A 25584-nucleotide genomic window follows, 5' to 3' on the forward strand; every position below is an offset into this window, starting at 1 on the left:
GCTCGTGGCCGCTCTTTCAACCCTAGGTGGCTCCGCTGCTCGGATCAACACGTGTGGGCGTAGTTGCTCATATGAGCAGATAGCGGATGTGCATTCAAGCCATCCTCTGGAACATTCGACTTCAATCGGGATACCTTGGTACAACCTTGCTACAAGGCTAGAAAGACCCGGGGGAAACAGCGACATGGATTTTCTATTGTGGTTCACCGGCATCTCGGTGCTCATCATCGGCGGGAGCATGATCTACCGGTCATCGAAGAGTCGGCGCGAGTATCTCGTCTATGCCGTTGTCAATCGAATCAGGCTCCCGGTCACCGAAGACATCGTTATGAATATTGATCGACGAGTCTGGAATCGTTTCGCCGGCTTCGGGCTCGGCTGGATCGCGTCACTCCTGTTCCTGATCCCATTTTTTGTGAAGAACCCTGCTCTCGTTCCCAGCGGCGTCGCAGGATACGCAGTGGGGAGCATTGCGATTGCTGTGGGTACCGCAAGCGCTGCACTCGTCGCCGTGCGCCAGTTCGCAGAGCCAGGCCCAGACGCCTCGCGAGTTGCGCGTGCCAGGTCGCACAGCCTGTTCGACTACGTACATCCGGGCTGGGTGTGGGCTGCGGTGACTGCGGCCGGGGTTGCAACTGCCGCCGGAGCCACTCTCCTCCTCGGCTCGCGTAGACCCGATGCCGACATCGGCCTTCCGCTGCCCGCAGTGGTCTCGCTTGCCGCGATTGCCCTAATCGGTGTCCCTGTTGTTGCCCTCCTCTGCCGAGCGTTGCTTGCCGTTCCCCAGCCAGCCAGCAGCGAACTTGAACTTCAGTGGGATGACGCACTCCGGGCATCCGCGCTCCGTGATCTGTGGATCGCGTCCATTGCCCTCAGCACCGCGGCGCTGGTCACCGCTGCTTCCTGGCTAGTTGGGCCCGCGCCGATTGAGGTGTACGCAGTTTGTGTGATCGGGTATCTCCCCATTGTTCTGACGGCTCTCCCCGCGAGCAGGCGAACCAACCGGCGACTCTGGCCGTTGCCGGAGCGAGCCACGCACTGATGCTCAGCATTGACCCGCATTCACCGGTTCCGCCGTACGAGCAGCTGCGCATCCAAATCGCCGGGCAGGTTCATGATGGCGAACTCGCCCCCGGCACCAGGCTGCCCACCGTGCGGCGGCTTGCGGGCGACCTCGGTCTTGCACCAAACACCGTAGCGCGGTGCTATCGCGCCCTGGAACACGATGAGGTCATCGAAACGCGGGGCCGTCATGGCTCCTTCATTGCCCGGCGCGGCGACACCAACCAGCGATTGGCGCAGGCGGCGGCCCGCGCGTATGTGGAGCGAGTCCGAGAGCTCGGCGTCGATCCCGAGGACGGTGTTGACTACGTCCAGAATGCCTTCCGGTAGTAGCCGCACCGAATCGCGTCGCTGAGTCGACCAGAGATGCATACGTGGTCCCGCGTGCCGCCCAACCATGAGTCGAGACTGGCGCAGTCCGACTAGTTGTTGGCGGCAGTGACGCGCGCTGAGAATCGAACGAGGTACCCGTCGGGATCCTGAACCAGGAACTGGGACACCTGCACGTCCGTTTCTCCGGTTTGGTAGCGCTTGGTTTCCGGTTCCATGAACAGCGGCCATTTGGCTGCCGCGAGCCGGTCAACTATCGGAGCGATATCCGGTACCGCAATTTCGAAGTTCACCCCCCGACCGAGTGGCCGCTCAAGACGGCCAGTCGTCCAGTCGCGCCCTACGCCCATCTGGTCAAGCATGAGGTGCGCAGAGCCCACGTGGATGTAGGCGAACCCTTCTTCCGGGCGATCGTAGAGCACCTCGAATCCGCAGAGCGTGACCCAGAAAGCGAGACTCTCGCCCAGATCCGTAACGCCCAGCTCTGGCACGAGCTGCGGAACGGCGGGCGACGGATCTACTGGTGCGGATGTCATCCGCCCAGTATGGCAACCCGGCGGCCGACCTTCCGGGTCTATTTCGCCACCGGGCCTGAGCGAGCGATCCACACTGTCGATGTGACCGACGCGACATTCACCGAGGTACACGCCTGGGCGAAGGAAACGGCAGCTGCAGGCGTACTCATCGCAATTGCACTGGTGGGCCGCAATCCGAACGGACACAAGGGACTAACCTGGCTCATCGGCATGGACCCCAACGACCATCCCGAATCCGAGCTCGAAAGGCGGATGCTCGCGGAGATGCAGGCTGAAGGCCAGCCGTCGACCTAGCCCTAAGCTCTGAGCATGCAGATTGAAGTGCCAGCACCGTCAGAGACAACCCATGGCGCCCTCGCCATCGCCATCGACCTGGGTGGCACCAAGGTCGAGTCCGCCATCGTCGATGACACTGGTGCACTGCTTCCGGGAACCCGGGCTCGCGCGGCAACCGGCCCTGCGGCGTCGAGCGCCGACCTGGCTGCGAGCGTGGCATCCGTTGTGAGAAGTGCACTGAATGCGCTGCCGGCCGACGCGATACTTGCGGGGATCGGGATCGGCACCGCCGGCCCGATCACCGTGTCCACCGGCGCAGTCTCACCTCTCAACCTTCCAGCCTGGCGAGGGTACCCGCTGCACGACCTGGTGCAGGAATTGGCGCCGGAGACCACGGTGCGCCTCCGCATGGATGGCCTCTGCATCACGCTCGCAGAACACTGGGTCGGAGCCGGTATCGGAGTCAGGAACCTGATGGGCATGGTGATCTCGACGGGCGTCGGCGGCGGGCTCATCCTGAATGGCCAGACCGTCGCTGGCCCGAGCGGCAACGCCGGACATATCGGCCACGTCGAGGTCGGCGGCTTCGACGATCCCTGCGCGTGTGGCGGAAGCGGATGTCTGGAGGCCATCGCATCCGGTCCGAACACGGTCGCCTGGGCCAAACGTCAGGGCTGGGCTGGCCACACCGGCGAAGACCTCGCGGCGGCCTACGCGGCTGGAGACGAGATCGCCCGCGCGGCTGTTCGGCGGAGCGGCACAGCCATCGGCCAGGCTATCTCCTCAGCGACCAACCTGGTCGACCTCGACCGTGTGGCTATCGGTGGCGGTTTCTCACACGTGACGCCCGACCTGTTCGACTTCATACGGGAGGCGATCGAGCTGCGCACCGAGTTCGAGTTCGCGCGTCGCGTGGAGGTAGTACCGTCGTCGCTCTCTGGTGAAGGGCCACTCATCGGCGCCGCGGCACTGATTCATCGCGCGGAGCTCGTCTAGGTTCAGGGCTCGACTCCATTGCAACGTCGCGAATACAGGAAGCGTGATGCGAAATCGGCGAATTCTTCCTGTTTTCGGTGACAGTTGACCGATTCGCCCTGTATTCGCGACGCGGCGGCAGCCTTCCGACGCAGATGCCTAGACTGCCTGGCCGAACCACTGGGCCAGCACGGGGGCGAGCACCTCATCCGACACATTGTGGTCCTGACCCTGCAAGACGACGTATGTCGCCTCCGGAACATACTCCGCGATGACCTGCGCGGCGTTCGTCGCCCAGGCGGGACTCGATCCGCCCGCGATGGCAAGGGCGGGCACAGTGACTTTCTCCAACCGATCCACCGGCGCCACTCCCCCGTTTACGAGTGCCACGTCGTAGGGAAGAGTGTGCGCCATGGCTGCCATCGACGGGAAGTACGGTGACTGCTTCACCTGCTCGATCATCGGTTGGGGCATGCCGACCAGTGCCATGAACTCCGCCGCAGCCTCATCGCGGTGGCCATTCTCAACCAGGGAACGAAGTTTCTCGGCGAACTCCGCTGTCGGACCATCCTGGCCGGCATACGGTGGCTCGTAGACGGCCAGCTTCTGCATGGCCAGACCACGCGCCGAGCTCTCGAGCGCGATGGATCCACCCGATGAATGCCCGTATACGAACGCATCACCGCCTGTGGCCGACAAGACTGCGGCCAGATCCTGAACTTCCCACTCGATGTCGTAGTCCCCGGCGTCGCGTGTGCCACCGCTGTCGCCGCGCCCTCGCCTGTCGTAGCAATAGACGGTGAATCTGTCGCTCAGCAACGCAGCCAAGCCGCTCGCCGACATCCGTGTGTTGAAGGCACCGCCGATGAGCACGAGCGGCAGGCCGGTGCCGGATCGGTCGAATGCGATGACCGTTCCGTCGGCCGAACGTACTGTCTCCATGGCTCCTGCTCCCACCCGGCGCCGGTGCACCTGGGGCAAGAGTACTCAGCCAGGGCTGGCTTGGGGAGAGCGGATGCCTCAGGTCGGGATGTGTAGTTCGTCTTCCAGCATGTGCGGGCGCGAGATGATGGCGCCGGCGATGGCAACAACGAGCGCCGTGACGATGAGGAAGATGAGTGGCCAGGTCCAGCCGCCGGTCACCTCGTGCAGCAGGGCAACGACAAGAGGCCCGAGTGCGCCGATGCTGTAGCCGACACTCTGGGCGAATCCGCTGAGAGCGACCGAACCGTCGTGGGTACGGGTGCGCAGGTTGATGAGCACCAGCACGAGTGGGAAGAGCAGCGGGCCGAGTCCGGCCAGAACAACCCAGAGCCAGGTGAGAGTGGCCGGGACCAGGATCAGGCCGAGGTAACCGAGCACAAAACAGACGGCACCGACATACACGAGAATTCCCACGTTGCGCATGCGCGAAGTGAGGATTGGAATGATCAGCGCGCAGGGCGTACCCATCGCCGCGTACAGCGAGAGCAGCAGTCCGGCCTGCGCCGGCGTCACATCCGCGGTTTGCATGAGCAGCTGCGGCAGCCAGGCGAACATGGCGTAGGCATTCAGAGCGGATGCCGCGAAAACGATGGCAATCGCCCAGGCGATCGACGAGCGCCAGATGTTGCCTAGCACCCGCGGTTCGGCATCGTCAGCGGTGGGCGTCGGAACAGACGACGTGCGGTGTCTCATGATCATCGTGATCCACGGCACCAGCGCGATCAGGGCCAGCACAGACCACATGCCGAGCGAAACTCGCCAGCCGGCCGATTCAGCAACCGGAACAGCGACGAGCGGCGGCACCAGTGTGCTGAACGACAAGACCGTCGCGTAGAGGGAGGTGATCAGTCCGACCCGATCCGGGAAATACTTCTTGACCAGCGGCGGCAACAACACGTTTCCAGCGCCGAGACCGGCGAAGGTGACAACGCTGCCGATCAGAAGAACAGCCAGCGATCCTGACGTTCCCCTGATGAGGTGACCGAGACCGATCGCGATGAGCGACACGATCAAGACGCTCTCCAGCCCGAACTTTCGGGTGAAGCGGGGCGTGAAAATGCCGAAGACGGCGAAACAGATGGGCGGCAGCATCCCCAGGACTCCGACAGCGGACGAACTCAGCGGCACGTCGACAGTGATGTCTGAAACGATCGGTGAGAGCGCGGCGACAGCAGTTCGAAGATTCGCCGCAACGAGAATAATGCCGAGCAGCGCCAGGGTACGACCGGCCCAGAGAGCCTTGGCCGGGTTATCAATCACGAATGAAGTCTAGGCTGGAGCGCATGGCCACCTTCGCCAACTACCTTCCGCTGAGCCTGCGTGCACGCAGTGACGAGTCTCGGGTAAACGCCGACTGGGGCGGGCACATCGGTGTCACCTTGAATGCCATCGCCGATGCCCTCACCACCATCACCCCAGAACAGTGGGCGGCACCTAGCCTCTGCGCGGGCTGGCGGGTGCAGGATGTCGTCGGCCACCTGGTCTGGCGCACCGGCAGTTCGAATCGGGAGATGCTCACCAGCATCGGTCGTGCCTACGTCGGGCATCACGTGAACCCCAACAAGGCCATCGACGATGTCAGCAGGCAGGCGGCCAAAGCGGAGCCGGCCGAGCTCATCGCCCGCCTCAGGCAGATCGCTGCAGACAAAACGGTAGGCAAGGGGCGCACCGGTATCAGCGAACTGACCGAAGCAGTCGTGCACGGCATCGACCTGGCCGAACCGCTCGGCATCGAGTTACCCGTCGCTCCCGCGGCATCCGGTGCAGTTGCCCTCCGACGCAGCCTCATCGCACCCACCGAGATCAAGGCGGTGCTGCGCACGCGCGTGCTTGTCGCAACGGATGCTGAGTGGCGCGTCGGTGCAGGAACCCCGTTGGAGCGCACTGCGCAGGAGCACTTGGTCTTCTTGTTCGGGCGCGAAAAAGGGCCGCTCTCTTCATAGGTAGCGGCCCGTTTCGGTCAGGTGCCTAAGACAAGACCGCGCGCACCTTGTCGACGTCGTCGGCCATCTGCTCGATCAGCGGGGCGATCCCGGTGAACGCGACCATGCCACGGATGCGTTCGACGAACGACACATCAACCATGTGGCCGTACAAGTCGATGTCTTCGTCGAGAACGTATGCCTCGACCTGCTTGTGCGGGACGCCTTCGAATGTGGGGTTGTTGCCAACCGAGATCGCTGCGGGATAGCGGATGCCTGCATCCGTCAGCCATCCGGCATAAACGCCGTCTTCGGGGATGAGCCCCTCGGACTCCGGCGACAGGTTGGCTGTGGGATAACCGAGCTCACGACCGCGGGCAGCGCCGTGTACGACGATCCCGCGTACCGTCGGCAGGTGCCCGAGGAGTTCACTGGCCGCAGCGACATCGCCGGCAGAAAGTAGTTCGCGAATCCAGGTTGATGACACTCGGTGCGTGGAATCGGGCTTGACGTCATCGACGATGTGCACCGTGTAGCCGTACGTGCTGCCCAGCTGCTGGAGCAGAGCAACATCCCCTGCGCCCTTCGCGCCGAAGCGGAAGTCTGACCCGACCATCACGTGAGTGGCGTGCAGGGAGCTCACGAGAATGCGCTCGATGAACTCCTGCGGCGAGAGCGCGGCAAACTCGCGAGTGAAAGCGATGACGACAGTCGCATCGATGCCGGTTTCAGACAGCAGGTCAAGCTTCTGTTCGGTGCTCACGAGAGATTTCGGGCAGTCTTCCGGAGACAGCAGCGCCAGTGGATTTCTGTCAAAGGTAACTACGACGGATGCCAGATCGTCGCGTTCGGCCAGGGCCTTCAGCTCGCCGATGACTGCACGGTGACCCGCATGCACACCATCGAACTTTCCGATACTGATAGCAGAAGCCGGCCAGTCGGCCGGTACTTCTTCGACGCCGTAGAAGGTCCTCATCAGTTGGACGAACGCACTTGAGGTGAGAGAGGGTGCTTGGCCAGCCACCACATACCGAGAAGCGGAAGCACCAGCGGGATGAAGAGGTAGCCGCGACCGTAGACGGACCACACGGTGTCATGCGGGAAGAGCGCAGGATCAACCAGACTGAGCGTGCCGATGACCAGGACGCCGAGCAACTCGAATCCGATGGCGATCCAGGCGATGCGATACCAGATACCGCCGCGGGCGATCAGTGCGACAGTTGCCACGATATAAACGACGGCTGCGAGGGCTGAGAGCGAGTAGGCCACAGGGGCTTCGTCGAACTTGCCGACGATCTGCACAAACGATCGACCGGTCGCCGCCAGCGCGAGCACGCCGTATACGGCAATGAGGAGTCGGCCAACGCCTTTGACTCCGGTCGACGGAGTGGCTTTTTCAGTCTGTAGTTCAGTCATCGCCTAGCAATTATCGCAGCATCGTGGCGCGTGACAAATCAACCGACCTGCACATTCCAGATCTGAAGCATCCGGTAGAGCATGACGGCCACCGACAGGCAGCCGACGCCGAGGATGACGGTGCTCCATTTGCTGCGGTCGATCAAAGCCCAGAACCCGGCGGCGATCGGTAGCAAGATGGCACTGACCAAATACACGTAAAACTCGAGAAGGCTGCCGCTCGCCGCGTTTCCGAGCGCTGGAGCGATCAAGGCGACGACGAACTGCACGATGAGCAGTATCTCGACGAGCAGGGTTGCCCCCATCGTCAGATCATTCGGCTTCCGACCGACGAGGCCGAGCACAATCGACATGACGCCGGCAAGTGTGGCAATGGCGATCTGGATCCAGGCGAACCATTCGATCATTCTGCAGAATCCTCGTTCGTAGTTGTTTGTGTGTGAGCCTGTGGGTTGGCCGCGGTGTCATTCGGCGCTGCCTGCCCGCTCGGCGCCGCCTGCTCGCTCGACAGCGCCGGGGGGCCTGGCTCATCCGGCGGGAAGTTCACCAACACCTTCGACGAGTTTCCCCGCCGTTCGATGAGTCCGACGAGCCTGCCGTCGGGCGCGATGGCAGCGATCGGCACAGAGGCCGGTTGGCCGGCATCCAGTTCGATGCGCTTGCCGTGGCCGAGGTCGATGGTCTGCTCTGCACTCAGGTCAAGACGGGGAAAGAGCAGGGTGGCAGCATCCGCCGGTCCAATCAGGGCTGTCGACATGTCGAGGTCGTCAAGTGTCGGTGCGTCAGCGACGCTGAACGGCCCGATCCGTGTGCGACGCAACGACGTGAGGTGGCCGCCGACTCCGAGCGCGGCACCCAGGTCGCGAGCCAGCGCGCGGATGTAGGTTCCTGAGGAGCACACCACCCGCACCGACAGGTCGAGATAGCCGTCGACGCCGGTTGAGGAGATGAGTTCGAAGGTACTGACCGTGACCGGGCGTTTGGGCAGCTGCACGTCTTCGCCAGCACGCACCAGCGCATACGCGCGCTTGCCGTCGACCTTGATCGCACTGACCGAGCTCGGTGCCTGCTCGATGTCGCCGGTCAGCTTCGCGATCTCGGCCCGGATGGCGTCAGCGTTCAATGCTTCGACAGCACCAGGCGCCGCGCTTTCGAGCAGCTCACCTTCTGCATCGTCAGTGGTCGTTGATGCACCGAGGCGAATCGTGGCGAGGTATTCCTTGTCGAGACCGACAACGTACGTGAGCAGACGCGTCGACGAGTTGATGCCGAGGATTAACAGACCCGTTGCCATCGGGTCGAGAGTTCCGGCGTGGCCGACCTTGCGGGTGTTGGCCAGACGCCTGGTGCGGGCAACTGCATCGTGGCTGGTCCAGCCCTGAGTCTTATCGATCAGCACGAGCCCGCTGGCGGTTGACTGAACCCTGGCCACTTTCTGTTGCTGCCTATGCTGCTGCTGCTGGCGAGGCGCGCCATCGGTCATGCGTGATTCTCCGATTCCTGTGAGACGCCGATCACAAGATCAAGCTTGCTGGTAAATGTTGCGCGCATGAGTTCTTCAACCGTGTCGTCATCATTGAACGAGTCAGGGAGGCGCAGCGCCAACAGAGTATTGAAGAGCATCCCCTGGGCAAGGAATTCCATTGTTGCATTGGCATCAAACCCTGCTTCGTCGCGCAGCAGGCGGTAGATGCTCAGGAATCCGGCCCGCGCCCTGGCGCCGATTACTGGCTCGTGCCCGGCGACGAACCCTTGCATGATCGAGAGCAGGATGCCGCGGTCTTCAATCAGGTCGACGTACGTTTCACCCAGACGCTGGCCGAGGAACGATTGCCTGGTTTCGCCCACCGGCGTCGGCTCGGCGAGCACCGACCGATAAGCGACAGTGAGCTTGTCGAGTGCGCGCTCCAAGACCTCGATGAAGAGATTCTCCTTGGTGCCGAACATGCGCACCACGTACGGCTGACTGATGCCCGCAGCTTGTGCAACCTGATCGGTTGTCGCACCCGCGTAGCCACGTTCACCAAAGACTTCACTCGCGGCAGCAAGGATCTGCTCACGTCGCTGGATCGCGGGAATGCGTTCGGCACTCACTGGCCTCTCGGCTTTCGTCTCACTCACACTTGACATGTTATCAGTCGATAACTAACGTGGCGTCTTGTAATCATTCAATTACAACCGAGGACTGCCCGATGACTCCCCCGCTTTCACGACGTGTGCCGATCTGGCTCGCCGTCGTCGCATCTGCGATGCCCATGTTCATGGCCACACTCGACAATCTCGTGGTCACCAGCGCGCTCCCGGTGATCTCACGCGAGCTGACGGCATCCATTGAAGAGCTGCAGTGGGTGATGAACGCCTACTCGCTCGCCTTCGCGACTTTCATGTTGATGGCCGTCGCACTCGGCGACCGATTCGGCCGCCGCACGGTGTTCCTGGTCGGCATCGCAGTGTTCACCGTCGCATCGGTTCTCTGCGCACTGAGCGTCGAACCGTGGATGCTCATCGCCTCGCGGGCGTTGCAGGGAGTCGGCGCCGCAGCACTGATGCCGCTCTCGCTCACCCTCTTGGTCGGATCGGTCAGTGAGCGACTTCGCCCTGTGGCGATTGGGATTTGGGGCGGCATCTCGGGCCTGGGCGTCGCTCTCGGACCACTGATTGGCGGCGCAGTCGTCGAGGGCTGGAACTGGCAGTCGATTTTCTGGCTGAACGTTCCGATTGGCATCATTTCGGTGCCGCTGGTGATGCTGGCTCTGCCGAACAGTTTCGGTGAACGCGTGCGCGCCGATGTTGTGGGACTCGTCCTTGCCGGTTTCGGTGTCTTCGGCCTCGTCTTTGGAATCGTGCGCGGCAACGACGCCGGCTGGTCTAGCGGCGAGGTGCTTATCGCCCTGATCGGCGGCGCTGTTCTGCTCGTCGCGTTCGTGCTGTGGGAAGCGCGGACCAGCGCACCCCTGCTGCCGCTCCGACTTTTCAAGGATCGCAGTTTCACCGTTGCCAACCTCGTCGGTGTGACATTCAGTCTGGGTATTTTCGGATCGATCTTCATCCTGATCCAGTTCCTTCAGGTCGTGCAAGGCCATTCGCCGCTCGAAGCAGGGCTGATGACGATGCCGTGGACGCTGGCTCCCATGGTCGTCGCTCCCCTGACCGGGCTCCTCAGTTCACGAACCGGAACCCGGCTACCCCTGGTCACCGGCTTGGTGCTCATGACGATTGCGATGGGTTGGCTGGCGCGAATCATGTCAACGACTATTGGCTTCTCCGAAATGGTGCCGGTCTTTCTACTGGCCGGTATTGGAATGGGCCTGGTTTTCGCCCCTAGCGCCACCGCAGTGCTGGCCAACATGGCTCCTGACGACCATGCCAAGGCCTCGGGCACCAACTCGACGCTGCGCGAGATCGGCGTTGCTCTCGGTGTTGCGGTTCTCACCGCGGTGTTCACCGGCGCCGGCGGCGAGCTCACCCCTACCGGCTATGTGGATGCGGCGATCCCCGCCGTCTATGTGGGCAGCGCGGTGCTCGGCCTAGCGGCGATAATCGCGCTCTTCATGCCGTCAAAGCGCGCCGCGCAGCGACTGGTTGCCGAGCGGATAGTGAAAGCTGACCGCTGACTGCACGCTCACAAGGTCGTCCTGACCTGACAACCGCTTGGCCACCCCGCGATCAGCTCCCCACTCGTTCTGCGCACGGAACACAGAGTTCGGCGAATGGCCGCGCCTCAAGCCGCTCGACTGGAATCGGCTGTCCGCAACTCGCGCAGACTCCGTACGTTCCGGCATACAGGCGTGCGATGGCGGCGTCGATCTGTTGCAGCTCTGAGCGAGCAGCGTCGGAGAGGCCCGTAAGGCGCGACCATTCCGTCGACAGCGTTACGCCTTCCGGGTCATGCTCATCGTCATCATTCGAACTCTCCCTGTCGCGGGTGAGCGTGGCGAGCGCCGCCGTCATGGTGGATACCCTGTCGGCAGCCTGCTCGCGCAGGTCGTCCAGGATCGTGCGCAGTCGCGGGTCAGCGTCCATGCCTCCACTCTAGGCACGCCGCCCTGAAGGCAGTCGAGTGCGGCTGTGAGGCCGCCGTGACCCGCTTTCTGGACATGCTCAGACCCGCGCCTCGCCGCACGCCCGCTCTGCCAGTCGCTCCACGCTCGCGTCAGTCTGCGCGCATGGCCGCAGTAACGGCGGAAACGCGCAGGAAGTCGAGCTTCTCAGCGGCCTCTGACCCGGTGGCGGCCGTATATGCAACTATCCGAAGGTCGGTGCCAGCAACACTCAGCACGTCGCAATCGAGCTCAACATCACCGACGAGTGCGTTTCGCACCACCTTTCGCTCCGACTGGTGCTCGCCAACGACGCCGCTCTCCCACAGTTCTCGGAACCTTTCACTCGACGCCAGCAGCTCGTCGACCAGGGCGGTCACCGCGCGATCACTGGGGTATCGACCGTGGACCCGGCGGAGGTCGCCAACGAGCGACGCGTCAAAGGCGTCGATACTGACCGACCGGCTGACGATCCTTCCGCCGTCGCCCAACGACATTCCGGTGAAACGCGACCGCAACAGGTTTGGTCGACCTTTTCCCGGATGAACGGGCTCGCCAAGAAGTGCTGCCCAGAGCGGACTCCAGGTCACCAGGTCCCATGAGGCGGTGAACACCGCCAGGGGAATCTCCCCGAGGCGGGCCACCAGGCGCTGCACACTGGGAGGAACGTGCGATGGCACGTCGCCGGGCGACGGCGGCAGGAGACCGGCGACAACGAAGAGGTGATCCCGCTCGGCATCGCTGAGCTGGAGCGCCCTGGCGAGCGACGCAGCGACCTGGGCGGACGGTCGACGAGACCTCCCCTGCTCAAGGCGCACGATGTAGTCGACGCTCAAGCCGGCAAGTGCGGCCAGTTCCTCGCGTCGGAGGCCCACCGCCCGTCGAGCATCGCCGGAGGGAATCCCCACGTCGACGGGCGACAAGCGGTCGCGCCACGAGCGGAGGAGCGCTCCGAGGTCACTGTGCGGATCCTGCATGGAGTCAGTTTGACAGCGCCCGCGGCATCCTGCGTGGTACTGCCAGTCCACCTGTTCACCCGGGCCACGACAGCCGGACCGTCGCCGCCACAGACTCAAGGCATGACAACAACACTGATCACCGGAGCCAACAAGGGCCTCGGCTATGAAACCGCTTGCCGTCTCATCGATGCCGGGCACACAGTATGGATGGGCGCGCGCGACCAGGTGCGCGGCCAACAGGCGGCGGATGCCCTCGGCGGCCGGTTCGTTCAACTCGATGTGACGAGCGATGCATCCGTCGCCAGTGCCGTGAAAACAATAGCGAATGCCGGCGGTGTCGATGTTCTGATCAACAATGCCGGCATCTCCGGTCCCTTCAAGAAGGCCGCGGAACTGACTGCAGAAGACGCCCTGGCGGTCTATGGCACCAACGTCGTTGGCGTCGTCCGCATGACAAGTGCCTTCGTTCCCCTCCTTCGCGCGTCGAGTGCCCCCACCATCGTCAATGTGACCAGCGGCCTGGGATCATTCGCTTTCGTGCACGACCCGGAGTGGATCTATGCAAAGTTCACCGCACCGCTCTATACGTCGTCAAAGTCCGCCGTCACGATGCTCACTATGCAGTACGCCAAAGCGTTCCCTGAGATGCGCATCAATGCGGCCGACCCCGGCTATACCGCCACCGATTTCAACGGGAACAGCGGCACGCAGACAGTGCGAGAAGGGACAGACGCGATCGTTGACCTGGCCACCCGTGGCGGCGGCGGCCCGACCGGCACGTTCATCGACCGCTCTGGCGTCGCCCCCTTCTAACGTTCAGTTGCGGTTCTTCTGCGGATGCCTTTGCGCGAACAGCCCATCGATGTCGGTGCCACCGCGTATGTTCGAGCCATGAATGATGTTGTTTCGTTGCAGCCATGGACGGTCGATGATTTACCCGTATTGGAGCGCAGCAATACGCCGCAAATGACTGCGTTTCTCGGCGGACCGGAATCCCAGGAGCAGCTTGTGAGCCGTCAGGCGAAGTTCCTCCGTTTGTGGGAAGAAGGCGAAGCGTGCATGTTCACAATCAGGGCTGACTCTGAAGATGAGCCAGTCGGATCCGTCGGGTACTGGAAAACGACGTGGGCGAACACGGACGTGTACGAAGCCGGATGGAGCATTGCGACCCGCTATCAGGGCCGGGGATATGCATCCATGGCCCTGCGGGCGTGTCTTCAACACGCCGCGGACTTCGGCGACCGCCAGGATGTCATTGCGTTCCCTCGAATCGACAACGCCGCGTCGAACTCACTCTGCAGATCTGTCGGCTTCGTGTTCCGGGGCGAGGAAGACTTCGAGTACCCCAAAGGCAATCCGATCAGGGTGAACGCGTGGTCGTACGACCTGGCTGCGCTCCGGAATGGACACAAACGCTGACATGAATCGAACCGACCGTTTGTATGCGCTCGTAGAAGAGCTACGTGTCGTCGCTCCTCGCCCCCGCAGCGGTCGGTGGCTGGCTGACCGATTTGAGGTGAGCGTGCGGACAGTCGAAAGGGACATCAGTGCTCTCCAGCAAGCTGGCACCCCGATCTGGGCTGAGCCCGGCCGAATTGGCGGATACTGCTTAGATCCCCAGAAGACGCTGCCACCGGTCAATTTCACCCCGCACGAAGCCGTCGCGATGGCTGTCGCACTTGAGAACCTGGCCGGATCCCCGTTCCAGCAGGCAGCGCAAACCGCGCTGCGGAAGTTGGTTGCAGCGATGCCGGATACCGACGCCGACGACGCCCGCGACCTCGCAGCACGAGTGCATCTGCTCGGCTCAGCTTCGGCGCTGTCGCCCGTCCCTTCCCTGATCGCAGACGCGCTCTCCGCCGGGCGCGTGCTCAGGATCAGCTACCAAGACAAGGACGGTGCCATCACGTCGCGGGCGGTCGAGCCCCTCGGCTATGTCGGAACGCCGACGAACTGGTATTTGATCGGATGGTGTCGCCTTCGTGGCGGAATCCGAGCGCTGCGGACAGACCGCATCAGGTCGAGCGTTGCGACGGCGGAGGTCCCGACACGGAGGACACTCAGGCGAGAGGATCTCGATATTCCCTACGGCGACATCAGGCAACTGCACCTCTTGTGACGCCACGAGAGTTGTGACGCCACCAAGTTTTTCGCGCTAAACACCGACAGGGGGTTGTCGCCGCCGTCCTCCAGCATGGGATATGCCGGCATTCATCCGGCAGAAACGGAACCATCATGAATCTTGTCTCCATCCGCCTCATCACCGACAACGTCGCCTCGCTGGCCGGGTTCTACGAGCACGTAACCGGCGGCACTGCAGTGCACCTGAATGAACACTTCGCCGAGGTGCGCACACCATCTGGAACGATCGCGATCGGTAGCACCGCTACCGTCGGTCTCTTCGGGCCAGGGGCGGCACGACCGGCCGACAACCACACGGCGATCATTGAGCTCCTCGTGGACGACGTCGACGCGGAATACCTGAAGCTGCAGGAATGGGTCACCACGTTCGTGAACGAACCAACGACTATGCCGTGGGGCAACCGCTCCCTGCTGTTCCGCGACCCCGACGACAATCTCATCAATCTCTTCACCCCGGTCACCGCCGCAGCGATCGAGAAGTTCGCGACGTACGCTCGGTAATTTCTGGCCACGGTGGCCACGGGGTGCCAACGCGGTGCCCCGCTGGCGCGGTGTAGAACTGCCAGCAACCTAGGCTGGACGCATGCGAATTGCTGTGATCGGCGCCGGAGCGCTTGGCGGAACATTCGCCACCCTTCTCGAACAGGCCGGCCACCAGGTCACCGTCACCGCACGCGGAGCCGGCCTGGCCGCAATCAGGGCCGACGGCATCCGTCTCACCGGTGAGTACGGCGAGACACACGGTCATCCGCTCGCCGTTGAAACGTTGACGGAGACACCCGACCTCGCATTGGTGTGCACGAAGGCGCAGGACGCGGCGGCGGCCATCGAGGCCAATGCCGTCGCGCTCGGCACCGCCCCTGTCATCGTCGTTCAGAACGGGCTGGCCGGCGTCGCCACGGCTCAAGCGCTCCTGCCAGACTCCGACTGCTTCGGCGCCCTGGTCATCATCGCCGCCAATTACACAGAGCCCGGCGTGGTTCGCGTCACGACAGCAGCTCCGACCTACATCGGGCGAGGAACAGGGCCAGCGGATGCCGCCACCCAACACTGGGCAGGCGTGCTTTCCGCCGCCGTTCCAACCATTGCGATCGGCAATTTCGTCGGCGCGCAGTGGACGAAGCTGATCGTCAATATGTTGAACGGCATCCCCGCGATCACCGGCATGAGCGTGCAGGACGTGGTCGACAACCGTGGGCTGCGGCGCGTGATGACGGCCAGCATGCGGGAAGCGGTGCGCGTTGGGATGGCGAACGGCGTGCGCTTCGGTTCCATCCAGTCACTCAGCGACAGACCGCTGCGAGCGTTTTCACGCAGTCCGCTCTGGGCGGGCCAGATCGTGCCACTTCTCATGCGCAAGCGCATGGGCAATGTGCCCAACCTCGGTTCCACCCAGCAGAGCCTCCGCCGCGGCCAGCCAACGGAGGTCGATTTTCTGAACGGTGCCGTCGTGCAGGAGGCCAAGCGGGCGGGCATGCAGGCCCCGGTGAACGCGCTGATCACCGCGATGGTGCATGAGGTTGAGCAATCAGGAGTGTCGCTCTCCCCGAGCGAGGTTGTTCGGCGGTCCAGGTCGCTCTAGTAAGCAGACACCGAGTGGGCAGGTTTGGGCCACAGGCATCCGCTCTCTCAGTGAGCAGGCACATTGACCGCATGCGCCGTCAGCAGCTGTCGCGGAACAGGCGGCGCGGTGAGGCGGGATTCGAATTGTCGACGAGGGCGTTGGCTATGGCCTCCGGGTTCACCTCTGTCAGATACAGTTCGTCGGCCTCGGTCTCTGCCCCGCTGTCGACGCGGATGCTGTACGCCCAAAGATCGCGCAACTCGCGCCGGAGCATGAAGTCACCGTCGACGATGAGCGTCGCGTCGAGCGGCGCCGTCTGCCAGGTCGGTTCGATCCAGGTGTCGCGGTCAGGGTCGAAAGTTTGCGTGACGAAGCTCGTAGTCACGCCCATCCTGAACGGTTCGGTCAGCACCCGTCTGAACGTCGCATAGTCGTGTCCGTAGCGATAGGTGCGCTCAGCTGAAGCCTCGCCAAATCGGTCCTGTTCCTCGCGTGAGCGCTGGAAGTACGTCATCGACGCCCTGAACACGGGGTGCTCTCTTTCCTCGAAGACCTCGGCCAGGTCGTCGGCAAATGCGGTGCGCCCAGAGCCCGCTGCCCCGTCGACGGCAACGATGCTTCGCCCTCGCCCATAGTTGTGCAGGATCTCCGTCGATAACGCGCGGAGGAACTCGATGCGGGGCGTGGAAACGAGCTTCATAAATCGAGCCTAGGTTAGAGATGATGAATGGCATATCAAACCGAACCGAAACGGCGTCGACGGACCCGTCTGTAGTGGCACCGCGCATCATCGGCTGGTTCAAGGACAACGCCCGCGATCTGCCCTGGCGCCGCGACGGCTTCACCGCCTGGGGCACGCTGGTCAGCGAATTCATGCTGCAGCAGACGCCGGTCTCGCGGGTCATCCCTCGGCTTGAGGAGTGGCTCACTCGGTGGCCGACCCCAGCCGCTCTCGCTGCAGAGCCTCCCGGCGAGGCCGTGCGCGCGTGGGCGAGCCTCGGCTACCCTCGACGCGCCCTCTGGCTACACGCTGCGGCCGTCGAGATCACCGAACGCCACGGCGGGATCGTGCCTGAGGATGTCGATGACCTGCTCGCGCTCACCGGGGTCGGTGATTACACCGCTCGTGCGGTTGCGGCATTCGCTTACGGGCACCGGCATCCAGTGGTCGACACCAACACCAGGCGCGTCATCGCCAGGGCTGTCAGCGGCCAGGCCGAGCCCGCACCGCCATCGAGAACGCGCGACCTGGAAGCGATGAGCTCGCTTCTTCCCCACGACCGCAGCGCCGCCGCCGCGTTCAACGCCGGAATCATGGAGCTTGGCGCCATCGTCTGCACGGCGAAATCGCCACGATGCGATGAGTGCCCGATCTCCGACATCTGCGCCTGGCGCGCGGCCGGATACCCGAGCTACGACGGCCCCCGCAAGGCCATTCAGAAGAAGTTCGAGGGCAGTGACAGGCAGGTTCGCGGGTTGATCATGGCCGAACTGCGGTCAACTCACCTGCCGGTAACGGATGCCGAGATCGACGGACTCTGGCCTGACGACGAGCAACGAGCGCGCGCATTGAGCGGCTTGATCGCCGACGGTCTTGCGGTTGTCGCGCCATCTGGCGGTTATGTTCTTCCGCACTAGATCTGGCGCCTGAGACTTACTCACGTCATAATCGACGCAATGCGCGCTCCTTCTGGGCCGGGCAGAATTCGTGCCAACCCGAAGGGCCGATGTGATTCAGAATCAGAGCAGAACTTGTAGACCCACCATGCCTTGCGTTCTCCGATTCCATGCCGATTGTTCAGCGTGTGACGAGCGTAGCGATGGCCGAAATGGGTAGGGCAACCGAAGAAGTGCTGGCGACGCTCACCGGCGTCGTCGTGTTTCTGGTCTTCGGCGGAATCCTCGTCGGTGCCAACACACCTCGCGTCACGTCGGCGCTGGAACTTGACGGCACGACGGCACAAATAGTGATGATCTTCGCCGGCGGCGTACTTCTGAGTACCGTCATCGTGATGATCGTCACGCTGGTGACGTCGGTGAGCAGACACCTCAGATCGAATAGCCGCGTCTGGTAGCGCTCAGGGCCGCTGTGGCCAGCTCAGGCTCGCTCAGGCGGATCGATCAAAAGGCTGACGCGCTCCGCAAGGTACGTTCCGAAGTCCACAGATGTCGACTCGGTCGCTGCTGGATTCCAGCGCACCAGCGCCCTGCCACCATTAACGAACAGCGGCCCTGTCGCGGTTCGAAGCGCTTCTGGGTCGAGGTCGATGGCCGCAGCATCGAAGTTAATCGTCTCACCGGGCGCAAACGGACCTCGGAATGCCGCTGCCCGATAGCCGCGACGTTCCTCGGCGGAGTTGGATTGGAAGCCACGATGGCCCGGCGGCACAGCACGCGTTGTCGCGCCCGTGGCGCTGAGGATTCCGTCCTGGTCGAGCAGGAACACTCCAAGCCGCCACACACGGCCGACCGGAAGCAGTGCGGGTTCCTTGCGAATGACCAACATCACCTGACGCGATGGCACGTAGGTCGCCAGCGCTTCGGTCTGGGCATCTACGGCGCGCAGCCGATCCACGGCGAGGTCGACGGCCGAGCGGATGCCAGCAACAACAGGTCCGCCGTCGTCAGGATCGTCATTCACCCTGCACAGTCTAGAACGCACCGTTGAATCGGCCGGAAGGTGCAGTGGCTTCCGGAGCGCATCGCGCGCCGGGCAATCGTCGTAGAACGATGAACGCCGGCCAATAGTCGTAGTCTGGGGCCATGCCGAAGGTGGTGTCCCCGAGCGATCTTCCCGACGACCGGGAAACGACAACGATAACGAGCGCACCAGCGGCAACAGAGCTGAGCGAGGCGCTCGCCCAATTGACAAGCCGGTTCTCACTGGTGAACGACTTCTCCCCCGCGGCGCTTGCTGAGGCCGTACTGGCGAAAGTCGATGCCGTGCTTCCCGAGCGTGATCTCACCGACATCCGCTTCTTCACGATCGATCCAGAGGGTTCAACCGACCTCGACCAGGCGATGCACATCGCGCGAGAACCCGACGGCTTCACCGTGCTGTACGCGATCGCCGATGTATCGAATTTTGTGGAGCCCCATGGACCGATGGATGTCGAATCTCACCGCCGCGGTCAGACGATCTACGCGCCTGACGGGCGCATCCCGCTGTACCCGACGCAGATCAGTGAGGGCGCCGCGTCGCTGCTGCCGAACGTCGTGCGAGGCGCATTCGTCTGGGAGCTGACGCTTGACCACACCGGAAACGTAACGAGCGCCCGGGTCGAGCGCGCTCGCATCACAAGCAGTGCCCAGCTGAGCTACGCGAGCGCACAGGAAGCGATCGACAACGGCAGTGCCCCAGAAGCGCTCGCCCTTCTGGAGACGGTGGGACAAGCGCGCATCGTGCTTGAGCGCATCCGTGGCGGCGCCAGCCTCGGCCGGCTAAGTGTTGATGTCGAGCCGAAAGACGGCAGCTACATACTGGTGCGTCGAAGCCCGTTGCCCGTCGAGGACTGGAACGCACAGATCTCGCTGATGACAGGGATGGCCGCGGCAGGGATGATGCTGTCGGCCGGCACTGGCATCCTGCGCACTATGCCGCCGCCCGACGCCGCGACGCTCGGTGCATTTCGCGCCCAGGCTGCAGCGCTCGGGCATCCATGGCCCGCAGATCAGGCATATGGCGAATACCTGAGGAGCCTCGACGTGCACCGGCCAAACGAGCTGGCGATCATGCACGCCGCCAGGTCACTCTTTCGCGGCGCGACCTACACGGCGTTCGAGGGCGAGCCTCCCGCCGAGACGATCCAGGCCGCCATCGCCGCGCCATACGCCCACGTTACTGCGCCCATCAGACGCCTCGTCGACAGGTACACGCTCGTGATCTGTGAGGCGATCTCGGCGGATGTCCCCCTCCCCCAGTGGGTGCGAAGCGCGCTGCCCGGTCTCCCTGCAGAGATGCGCAGCTCTGACCAGGTGGCCGGAAGCCTGGACCGGGCTGCCGTCGACATCGTCGAGGCTGCGGTGCTTAGCGGCCTGATCGGCCACGAGTTCGATGCCACTGTCATCTCGGCCAATACCTCGAGCGGCCAGATCCAGATCGCAGAGCCAGCTGTCACCGCCAGGTGCACCGGCGCGATGGCACCTGGCGAGCACATCCGCGCTCGACTCATTGAAGCAACCATCGCGACGGGTGTCGTACGATTCGAAAAAACGGCAGGAAGCCAAGGGCTTCCTGCCGTTTAATACGAACCGAGCTGTGTAGAACTACGGTGCGACGTGCTTTCCTGTCGGAGCCACGTCTTCGTCGTCTTCTGCGCTCTCGTCGATGACGTCCCCGTCGAGGTCGTCGTCGTCAGCTGCGTCAAAATCGCGTGCCTTCACGTACGGGTCGGCGTCGCCGGCGTACTTTGCGGTCTCGGCGAGCTGGCCGACCTCGGTGTCGCGCTCACGCGCTTCACGAAGCAGGTCTTCGATGAGCTTGGCGTTCTCGGGGATCGCGTCGGCGATGAATTCGATCGACGGCGTGAGCCTGGCGGTGATGTTCTTTCCGACCTCGCTGCGCATCATGCCGGTCGCGGCCTTGAGGGCTGCGGCGCTGTCTGCACGCTCTTCGTCGGTGCCGTACACCGTGTAGAAGACCGACGCGTGCTGCAGGTCGCCCGTCACCTTGACATCCGTGATTGTCACGAAGCCGAGGCGGGGGTCACGAAGACCGCGCTCGAGACGCTTGGCGATGATGACCTTGATGCGGTCGGCCATTTTGCTGGCGCGTGCCTGATCAACCATGAGATCGCTCCTTCTTTAGCAACTATGCGGTTGCATGTCTTCGAGCTCATACTTCGAGCTCTTTGTTCGCCATCATCTGACTGACGGCAGATCGTCTGCGACTCGGGGTCGCAGCGTGATGCCCTTAACGGGAATCGGGGTAGGGGCCCCGGCACTCATCCTCTTTCAAGGAATCAAGCCGAGACCCGCTACCCACCGTTCGTCATTAGACGCGCGGCTTTTCCTTCATTTCGATCGTCTCGATCTCGTCGCCGATCTGGATGTCGTTGAACTTGCCGAGGCCGATACCAGCCTCGAAGTCCGTACGAACCTCGGTGACGTCGTCCTTGAAACGACGCAGCGATTCGATGGCCAGGTTGTCTCCGACGACGATACCGTCGCGGATAACACGAGCCTTCGCATTGCGGGTAATGGTTCCCGAGCGAACGATGACACCGGCGATGTTGCCGAACTTGGAAGAACGGAACACCTCGCGGATCTCGGCGACACCACTCTGGACCTCTTCGTACTCCGGCTTGAGCATGCCCTTGAGGGAATTCTCAATGTCCTCGAGTGCCGAGTAGATGACGGAGTAGAAGCGCACGTCGACACCTTCACGGGCCGCGCGTTCGCGTGCCTTCGTATCGGGGCGAACGTTGAATCCAATGATGATCGCGTTGTCGACGGTAGCGAGGTTGACGTCGCTCTCGGTGACAGCACCGACACCACGGTGGATGATGCGCAGCTGTACTGAATCGTCGACCTCGATCTTGAGGAGCGACTCTTCAAGTGCCTCAACGGCACCGGAAACGTCACCCTTAATGATGAGGTTGAGCGACTCGACCTTGCCCTCTTCGAGTGCACGGGTGAAGTCTTCGAGGCTGATGCGCTTACGGGCCTTGGCCAGCAGGGCGTTGCGCTCGGCAGCTTCACGCTTCTCAGCGATCTGGCGCGCGGTGCGGTCTTCTTCGATAACGAGGAAGGTGTCACCGGCGCGAGGAACGCTTGAGAGTCCCTGAACCTGAACCGGACGAGACGGCGTGGCTTCGAGGACGGTTGCACCGTTCTCGTCTGCCATCGCACGGACGCGGCCGTAAGCCGTACCCGCAACGATTGCGTCTCCGACGCGCAGCGTTCCCGACTGGATGAGCACGGTTGCAACTGCACCGCGGCCCTTGTCGAGCTTGGCTTCGATCGCGACACCACGTGCATCCTTGTTCGGGTTTGCACGCATGTCGAGGCCAGCGTCAGCGGTGAGCAACACAGCATCAAGGAGTTCCTGGATGCCGATGTTGTTACGAGCCGACACGTCAACGAACATGACGTCTCCACCGTATTCTTCGGCGACAAGGCCGAATTCGGTGAGCTGCTGGCGAACCTTCTGCGGGTTGGCGTCAGCCTTGTCGATCTTGTTCACTGCCACGACGATCGGCACGTTGGCCGCCTGTGCGTGGTTGAGTGCCTCAATCGTCTGCGGCATGATGCCGTCGTCGGCTGCAACAACGAGGATTGCGATGTCAGTCACCTGAGCACCACGAGCACGCATGGCGGTGAACGCCTCGTGACCCGGGGTGTCAATGAAGGTGATCGGACGTTCGATGCCCTCGTGCTCTGCAACGACCTGGTACGCACCGATGTGCTGGGTGATGCCACCGGCTTCACCCTCAACAACCTTCGAGTTGCGGATGGCGTCGAGCAGGCGAGTCTTACCGTGGTCGACGTGACCCATGACGGTCACAACGGGCGGACGAGGCTCAAGCTGTTCGTCAGTCTCTTCAGCCAGTTCTTCATCGAGGTCGATGTCGAAGGTGAGGAGGAGTTCGCGGTCTTCGTCTTCCGGCGAGACCATCTGGATCTTGTAGCCCAGCTCTTCACCGAGGATGCCGAAGGTCGCCTCGTCGAGTGACTCCGTTGCCGTCGCCATCTCACCGAGGTGGAACAGTACGGTAACGAGGTTTCCGGGGCTGGCGTCAATCTTGTCTGCGAAGTCGGTGATCGATGCTCCACGACGCAGGCGCACAACAGTGCCACCATCGCCGCGGGGTACGCTTACGCCACCCAGCGACGGGGCTTCGCGCAGCTCGAATTCAGCCCTCTTCGTACGCTTCGACTTGCGCGCCTTGCTCTTGCCGCCACCGCGACCGAATGCACCAGCGGTTCCACCGCCGGGACCACGGCCACGACCGCCGCCACCGCCACCGGCCGGACGCGGAGCGCCGAAGCCGGGGGTTGCACCGGGGGTTCCACCCGGACGGGAGAAGCCTGGACGTGCGGCTCCACCAGCACCCGGTGCACCACCGGGACGCTGGAAGCCACCCGGACGCTGGCCGAAGCCTGTCGGGCGCTGACCCTGGCCGGGTCCGCCCGGACGCGGTGCGCCTGGACGGGGAGCGGCTGGACGCGGGATGTTGCTGGGGGTCGGCGTCGGACGCTGACCCATGCCCTGTGCGCTGGCGAACGGGTTGTTACCCGGACGAGCAGCTGGACGCTGGCCCATGCCCTGGTTGCTGGCGAATGGGTTGTTACCCGGGCGAGCAGCTGGCGGCTTCGGGATGCTTCCGCCCGGCTTCGCAGCAGGCGTAGCGGTTCCGCTGGCTGGCGCTGCAGGAGCGCTACCGGCGGGTGCCTCAGCGGCAGCAGCCTTGTCGGCCGCAGCGGCCTTCTCTGCTGCAGCAGCCTTCTCTTCAGCCTGCGCCTGACGCTCTGCGACAGTCAGCGGTGCTGCGGGAGCAGGAACGTCGGCGACGGGAGCGGCTTCGGCGGGTGCCGGAGCTTCTTCAACGACGGGCTTGGGCGCCAGGTTTGCCGGCGACGGACGCGCACCCGGCTTGACACCGGTGCTCTTCTTCGGGCCGGGCGTTGCTGCCGAGGTGGCTGATGCTGCCGGAGTTTCCGCAGCAGCGGCCGGAGCAGCTGCCCCAGTCACGCCATCAGCTTCGAGCGCAGCACGAAGGCGACGTGCAACGGGGGGCTCAACACTTGAGGACGGTCCCTTGACGAACTCGCCCATCTCTTTCAATTTTGCAAGGGCTACCTTGCTGTCAACACCGAGTTCGCTTGCGATCTCGTGGACGCGTGGTTTTGCAGCCACAATTCTCCTGTTCCGGGCCTGCGCCCGGAAAGGGGCAGACCGTTAGTAACGGACGGGTCTCATTTCGAGCCGCTCATTAGTTATCCATTAGCCAATTCAGCCTGTTCTCTAGGTGTCTCGCGTCCAGGGATCTGGTAACGCGAAGGGCACGCCCGAAAGCGCGTCGCCTTACGGCCTCCTGAAAGCACGACATAGTCGGATGCAGCCACGCACCACGCCCAGGGAGTGTGGCGGTTTCATCCGCCACGAGTTCTGATTCCCGAGCTACCACCCTCAATAGTGAGGATCTAGGTGCGCGCAGACGGCATCCAATGCACGTTCTAACGGCTTCCATCGTACCCCCTATTCGGCATCCTCCAGAATGCTGTCAGGTTGGATGTCAATTTTCGCGCCGGTGAGCTTCGCTGCGAGGCGGGCATTCTGGCCCTCCTTGCCGATTGCGAGCGACAGCTGGTAGTCAGGAACAAGAGCCCTGACAGCCTTGATCGACTCGTCAATGACATACGCACTTGTCACCTTGGCCGGCGACAATGCGCTGGCTACGAAGGTCGCGAGATCAGCGGAGAAGTCGACGATGTCGATCTTCTCGTTGTTCAGCTCGGTGGTGACCGCACGAACGCGCTGGCCCAGCTCGCCGATGCATGCACCCTTGGCGTTGACGCCAGGTTCGGTTGCGCGCACAGCAATCTTGGTGCGGTGGCCAGCTTCCCTGGCGAGCGAAACGATCTCGACAACGCCGTTGGCGATCTCGGGAACCTCGAGTGCGAAGAGTTTGCGGACGAGCGACGGGTGGGTGCGCGACACGGTGATCTGCGGACCCTTCATGCCCTTGCTCACGCTTGTCACGTACACGCGGATGCGCTGGCCGTGCTCGTACTTCTCACCGGGAACCTGCTCTTCGGGGGGCAGGATCGCTTCGACAGTGCCGAGGTCGACGTGAATCATGCGCGGGTTCGGACCCTGCTGGATCACGCCGGCGATGATGTCGCCTTCACGACTCTTGAACTCGCCGAGTACGGCGTCGTCAGCAATATCGCGCAAGCGCTGGTTGATAACTTGCTTTGCAGCGAATGCCGCAATGCGTCCAAAGTCGCTCGGGTCGTCGACGGCTTCGCCGATGACGTTGCCCTCTTCGTCGTGCTCTGGCACGTAGATCGAAATGTGCCCGGTCTTGCGGTCGAGTTCGACGCGCGCACCCGGTTCTTCGCTCACTGCCTGCTTCATGTGCTCACCCGGGTGGATGTGCTTGAGATATGCGGTCAGGATGGCCTGTTCGATAATCTGCGCGAGCTCCTCGAATGGGATCTCTTTCTCGCGCTCCATAAGCCGCAACATACTGAGGTCGATGTCCATGGCCGGCCTCCTCTATTCAAATTGTGCCGCCGCGAAACTGCGCGGGGGGCTTCTCTCTACGGTACCCGATTCCGGGAGGAGTCGGCACACACCGACTGCCCAGACAGGCCTGCGTCACTGATTTTTCATCGCGTTCTCCGCCGCGTCGCGGCATCCGTCGACACGGC

General features: G+C 63.1%; 30 protein-coding genes. 14 read left to right on the forward strand and 16 right to left on the reverse strand.

What is annotated here, in order from left to right; all coding sequences use genetic code 11:
• Positions 1–184: 184 nt before the first annotated feature.
• Both ACMT3I_RS13295 and ACMT3I_RS13300 read left to right on the forward strand, forming a co-directional pair.
• Positions 185–1042, forward strand: coding sequence for a hypothetical protein (locus ACMT3I_RS13295; RefSeq protein WP_414804987.1), 858 nt, complete (start codon positions 185–187; stop codon positions 1040–1042).
• The gene (locus tag ACMT3I_RS13300) at positions 1042–1392 is read left to right on the forward strand and encodes a GntR family transcriptional regulator (RefSeq protein ID WP_414804988.1); all 351 of its coding nucleotides are present in this window, start codon (positions 1042–1044) and stop codon (positions 1390–1392) included. The genes ACMT3I_RS13295 and ACMT3I_RS13300 overlap by 1 nt, the downstream gene beginning before the upstream one ends.
• A gap of 92 nt (positions 1393–1484) precedes the next feature.
• Here the strand turns inward: ACMT3I_RS13300 and ACMT3I_RS13305 are convergent, their stop codons facing one another.
• Positions 1485–1928, reverse strand: a complete 444-nt coding sequence (locus tag ACMT3I_RS13305) for a bleomycin resistance protein (RefSeq protein WP_414804989.1) — start codon at positions 1926–1928, stop codon at positions 1485–1487.
• Positions 1929–2009: 81 nt separating this feature from the next.
• Between ACMT3I_RS13305 and ACMT3I_RS13310 the strand changes: the two genes are divergently transcribed.
• The gene (locus ACMT3I_RS13310) at positions 2010–2222 is read left to right on the forward strand and encodes a hypothetical protein (RefSeq protein WP_414804990.1); all 213 of its coding nucleotides are present in this window, start codon (positions 2010–2012) and stop codon (positions 2220–2222) included.
• Between the two features lie 15 nt (positions 2223–2237).
• On the forward strand, positions 2238–3200 hold the full coding sequence (locus ACMT3I_RS13315; protein ID WP_414804991.1) for an ROK family protein: 963 nt from the start codon (positions 2238–2240) through the stop codon (positions 3198–3200).
• 138 nt (positions 3201–3338) lie between these two features.
• Here ACMT3I_RS13315 and ACMT3I_RS13320 read toward each other — a convergent pair whose 3' ends face one another.
• Together ACMT3I_RS13320 and ACMT3I_RS13325 are read right to left on the reverse strand one after the other, a co-directional pair.
• On the reverse strand, positions 3339–4121 hold the full coding sequence (locus ACMT3I_RS13320; protein WP_414804992.1) for an alpha/beta fold hydrolase: 783 nt from the start codon (positions 4119–4121) through the stop codon (positions 3339–3341).
• 78 nt (positions 4122–4199) lie between these two features.
• Positions 4200–5423, reverse strand: a complete 1224-nt coding sequence (locus ACMT3I_RS13325; RefSeq protein ID WP_414804993.1) for a CynX/NimT family MFS transporter — start codon at positions 5421–5423, stop codon at positions 4200–4202.
• Positions 5424–5425: 2 nt separating this feature from the next.
• Between ACMT3I_RS13325 and ACMT3I_RS13330 the strand changes: the two genes are divergently transcribed.
• Positions 5426–6106: a maleylpyruvate isomerase family mycothiol-dependent enzyme gene (locus ACMT3I_RS13330; RefSeq protein ID WP_414804994.1), complete on the forward strand. Its 681-nt coding sequence runs from the start codon at positions 5426–5428 to the stop codon at positions 6104–6106.
• 25 nt (positions 6107–6131) lie between these two features.
• Here ACMT3I_RS13330 and ACMT3I_RS13335 read toward each other — a convergent pair whose 3' ends face one another.
• The 5 genes from ACMT3I_RS13335 to ACMT3I_RS13355 are packed head-to-tail and all read right to left on the reverse strand — an operon-like array spanning position 6132 to position 9622.
• Positions 6132–7061 (reverse strand): bifunctional riboflavin kinase/FAD synthetase, encoded by a 930-nt coding sequence (locus tag ACMT3I_RS13335; protein WP_414804995.1) that lies wholly within the window; start codon positions 7059–7061, stop codon positions 6132–6134.
• Positions 7061–7501: a hypothetical protein gene (locus tag ACMT3I_RS13340; protein WP_414804996.1), complete on the reverse strand. Its 441-nt coding sequence runs from the start codon at positions 7499–7501 to the stop codon at positions 7061–7063. The genes ACMT3I_RS13335 and ACMT3I_RS13340 overlap by 1 nt, the downstream gene beginning before the upstream one ends.
• A gap of 38 nt (positions 7502–7539) precedes the next feature.
• The gene (locus ACMT3I_RS13345) at positions 7540–7908 is read right to left on the reverse strand and encodes a hypothetical protein (protein WP_414804997.1); all 369 of its coding nucleotides are present in this window, start codon (positions 7906–7908) and stop codon (positions 7540–7542) included.
• Complete coding sequence (truB, locus tag ACMT3I_RS13350) at positions 7905–8984, reverse strand: tRNA pseudouridine(55) synthase TruB (RefSeq protein ID WP_414804998.1); 1080 nt, start codon at positions 8982–8984, stop codon at positions 7905–7907. Before truB ends, ACMT3I_RS13345 begins: the two co-directional genes overlap by 4 nt.
• A complete protein-coding gene (locus ACMT3I_RS13355; RefSeq protein ID WP_414804999.1) occupies positions 8981–9622 on the reverse strand; it encodes a TetR/AcrR family transcriptional regulator in 642 nt (213 codons plus the stop codon). Before ACMT3I_RS13355 ends, truB begins: the two co-directional genes overlap by 4 nt.
• Before the next feature lie 71 nt (positions 9623–9693).
• On the opposite strand from ACMT3I_RS13355, the gene ACMT3I_RS13360 reads away from it, so the two are divergent.
• Positions 9694–11115 carry a DHA2 family efflux MFS transporter permease subunit gene (locus ACMT3I_RS13360; protein WP_414805000.1) on the forward strand — a complete coding sequence of 474 codons (1422 nt, stop codon included), beginning with the start codon at positions 9694–9696 and terminating at the stop codon, positions 11113–11115.
• 52 nt (positions 11116–11167) lie between these two features.
• On the opposite strand, the gene ACMT3I_RS13365 is transcribed toward ACMT3I_RS13360, so the two are convergent.
• Both ACMT3I_RS13365 and ACMT3I_RS13370 read right to left on the reverse strand, forming a co-directional pair.
• Positions 11168–11524, reverse strand: a complete 357-nt coding sequence (locus ACMT3I_RS13365; RefSeq protein WP_414805001.1) for a TraR/DksA family transcriptional regulator — start codon at positions 11522–11524, stop codon at positions 11168–11170.
• Between the two features lie 130 nt (positions 11525–11654).
• Positions 11655–12518: a helix-turn-helix transcriptional regulator gene (locus ACMT3I_RS13370; protein ID WP_414805002.1), complete on the reverse strand. Its 864-nt coding sequence runs from the start codon at positions 12516–12518 to the stop codon at positions 11655–11657.
• A 102-nt stretch (positions 12519–12620) separates the two neighbouring features.
• On the opposite strand from ACMT3I_RS13370, the gene ACMT3I_RS13375 reads away from it, so the two are divergent.
• The 5 genes from ACMT3I_RS13375 (at position 12621) to ACMT3I_RS13395 (ending at position 16224) form a co-directional block, all read left to right on the forward strand.
• Complete coding sequence (locus ACMT3I_RS13375) at positions 12621–13313, forward strand: SDR family NAD(P)-dependent oxidoreductase (protein ID WP_414805003.1); 693 nt, start codon at positions 12621–12623, stop codon at positions 13311–13313.
• Between the two features lie 78 nt (positions 13314–13391).
• Positions 13392–13919 (forward strand): GNAT family N-acetyltransferase, encoded by a 528-nt coding sequence (locus ACMT3I_RS13380; RefSeq protein WP_414805004.1) that lies wholly within the window; start codon positions 13392–13394, stop codon positions 13917–13919.
• A 1-nt stretch (position 13920) separates the two neighbouring features.
• The gene (locus tag ACMT3I_RS13385) at positions 13921–14619 is read left to right on the forward strand and encodes a helix-turn-helix transcriptional regulator (protein WP_414805005.1); all 699 of its coding nucleotides are present in this window, start codon (positions 13921–13923) and stop codon (positions 14617–14619) included.
• Between the two features lie 116 nt (positions 14620–14735).
• Positions 14736–15143 carry a VOC family protein gene (locus ACMT3I_RS13390; RefSeq protein ID WP_414805006.1) on the forward strand — a complete coding sequence of 136 codons (408 nt, stop codon included), beginning with the start codon at positions 14736–14738 and terminating at the stop codon, positions 15141–15143.
• Between the two features lie 82 nt (positions 15144–15225).
• A complete protein-coding gene (locus ACMT3I_RS13395; RefSeq protein ID WP_414805007.1) occupies positions 15226–16224 on the forward strand; it encodes a ketopantoate reductase family protein in 999 nt (332 codons plus the stop codon).
• A gap of 79 nt (positions 16225–16303) precedes the next feature.
• On the opposite strand, the gene ACMT3I_RS13400 is transcribed toward ACMT3I_RS13395, so the two are convergent.
• On the reverse strand, positions 16304–16906 hold the full coding sequence (locus ACMT3I_RS13400) for a hypothetical protein (RefSeq protein WP_414805008.1): 603 nt from the start codon (positions 16904–16906) through the stop codon (positions 16304–16306).
• Positions 16907–16929: 23 nt separating this feature from the next.
• On the opposite strand from ACMT3I_RS13400, the gene ACMT3I_RS13405 reads away from it, so the two are divergent.
• Both ACMT3I_RS13405 and ACMT3I_RS13410 read left to right on the forward strand, forming a co-directional pair.
• Positions 16930–17844, forward strand: a complete 915-nt coding sequence (locus tag ACMT3I_RS13405; protein ID WP_414805009.1) for an A/G-specific adenine glycosylase — start codon at positions 16930–16932, stop codon at positions 17842–17844.
• A gap of 149 nt (positions 17845–17993) precedes the next feature.
• Positions 17994–18281 (forward strand): hypothetical protein, encoded by a 288-nt coding sequence (locus ACMT3I_RS13410; protein ID WP_414805010.1) that lies wholly within the window; start codon positions 17994–17996, stop codon positions 18279–18281.
• Positions 18282–18304: 23 nt separating this feature from the next.
• On the opposite strand, the gene ACMT3I_RS13415 is transcribed toward ACMT3I_RS13410, so the two are convergent.
• Entirely contained in the window at positions 18305–18847 is a 543-nt protein-coding gene (locus ACMT3I_RS13415) for a hypothetical protein (protein ID WP_414805011.1), read from the reverse strand.
• Positions 18848–18969: 122 nt separating this feature from the next.
• Here ACMT3I_RS13415 and ACMT3I_RS13420 point away from each other — a divergent pair, with 122 nt between their 5' ends.
• Positions 18970–20451: an RNB domain-containing ribonuclease gene (locus ACMT3I_RS13420; protein WP_414805012.1), complete on the forward strand. Its 1482-nt coding sequence runs from the start codon at positions 18970–18972 to the stop codon at positions 20449–20451.
• 21 nt (positions 20452–20472) lie between these two features.
• Here the strand turns inward: ACMT3I_RS13420 and rbfA are convergent, their stop codons facing one another.
• From rbfA to nusA, 4 genes are all read right to left on the reverse strand, one after another.
• On the reverse strand, positions 20473–20994 hold the full coding sequence (rbfA, locus tag ACMT3I_RS13425; protein WP_414805013.1) for a 30S ribosome-binding factor RbfA: 522 nt from the start codon (positions 20992–20994) through the stop codon (positions 20473–20475).
• Between the two features lie 205 nt (positions 20995–21199).
• Positions 21200–24064 (reverse strand): translation initiation factor IF-2, encoded by a 2865-nt coding sequence (gene infB / locus ACMT3I_RS13430; RefSeq protein ID WP_414805014.1) that lies wholly within the window; start codon positions 24062–24064, stop codon positions 21200–21202.
• A 76-nt stretch (positions 24065–24140) separates the two neighbouring features.
• Positions 24141–24398, reverse strand: coding sequence for a YlxR family protein (locus ACMT3I_RS13435; RefSeq protein WP_414805015.1), 258 nt, complete (start codon positions 24396–24398; stop codon positions 24141–24143).
• A gap of 8 nt (positions 24399–24406) precedes the next feature.
• On the reverse strand, positions 24407–25417 hold the full coding sequence (gene nusA / locus ACMT3I_RS13440) for a transcription termination factor NusA (RefSeq protein ID WP_414805016.1): 1011 nt from the start codon (positions 25415–25417) through the stop codon (positions 24407–24409).
• Positions 25418–25584 lie beyond the last annotated feature (167 nt).

The sequence above is a fragment of the Leifsonia sp. A12D58 genome (genome assembly GCF_047530025.1).
Classification (GTDB): Bacteria; Actinomycetota; Actinomycetes; order Actinomycetales; family Microbacteriaceae; genus Cryobacterium.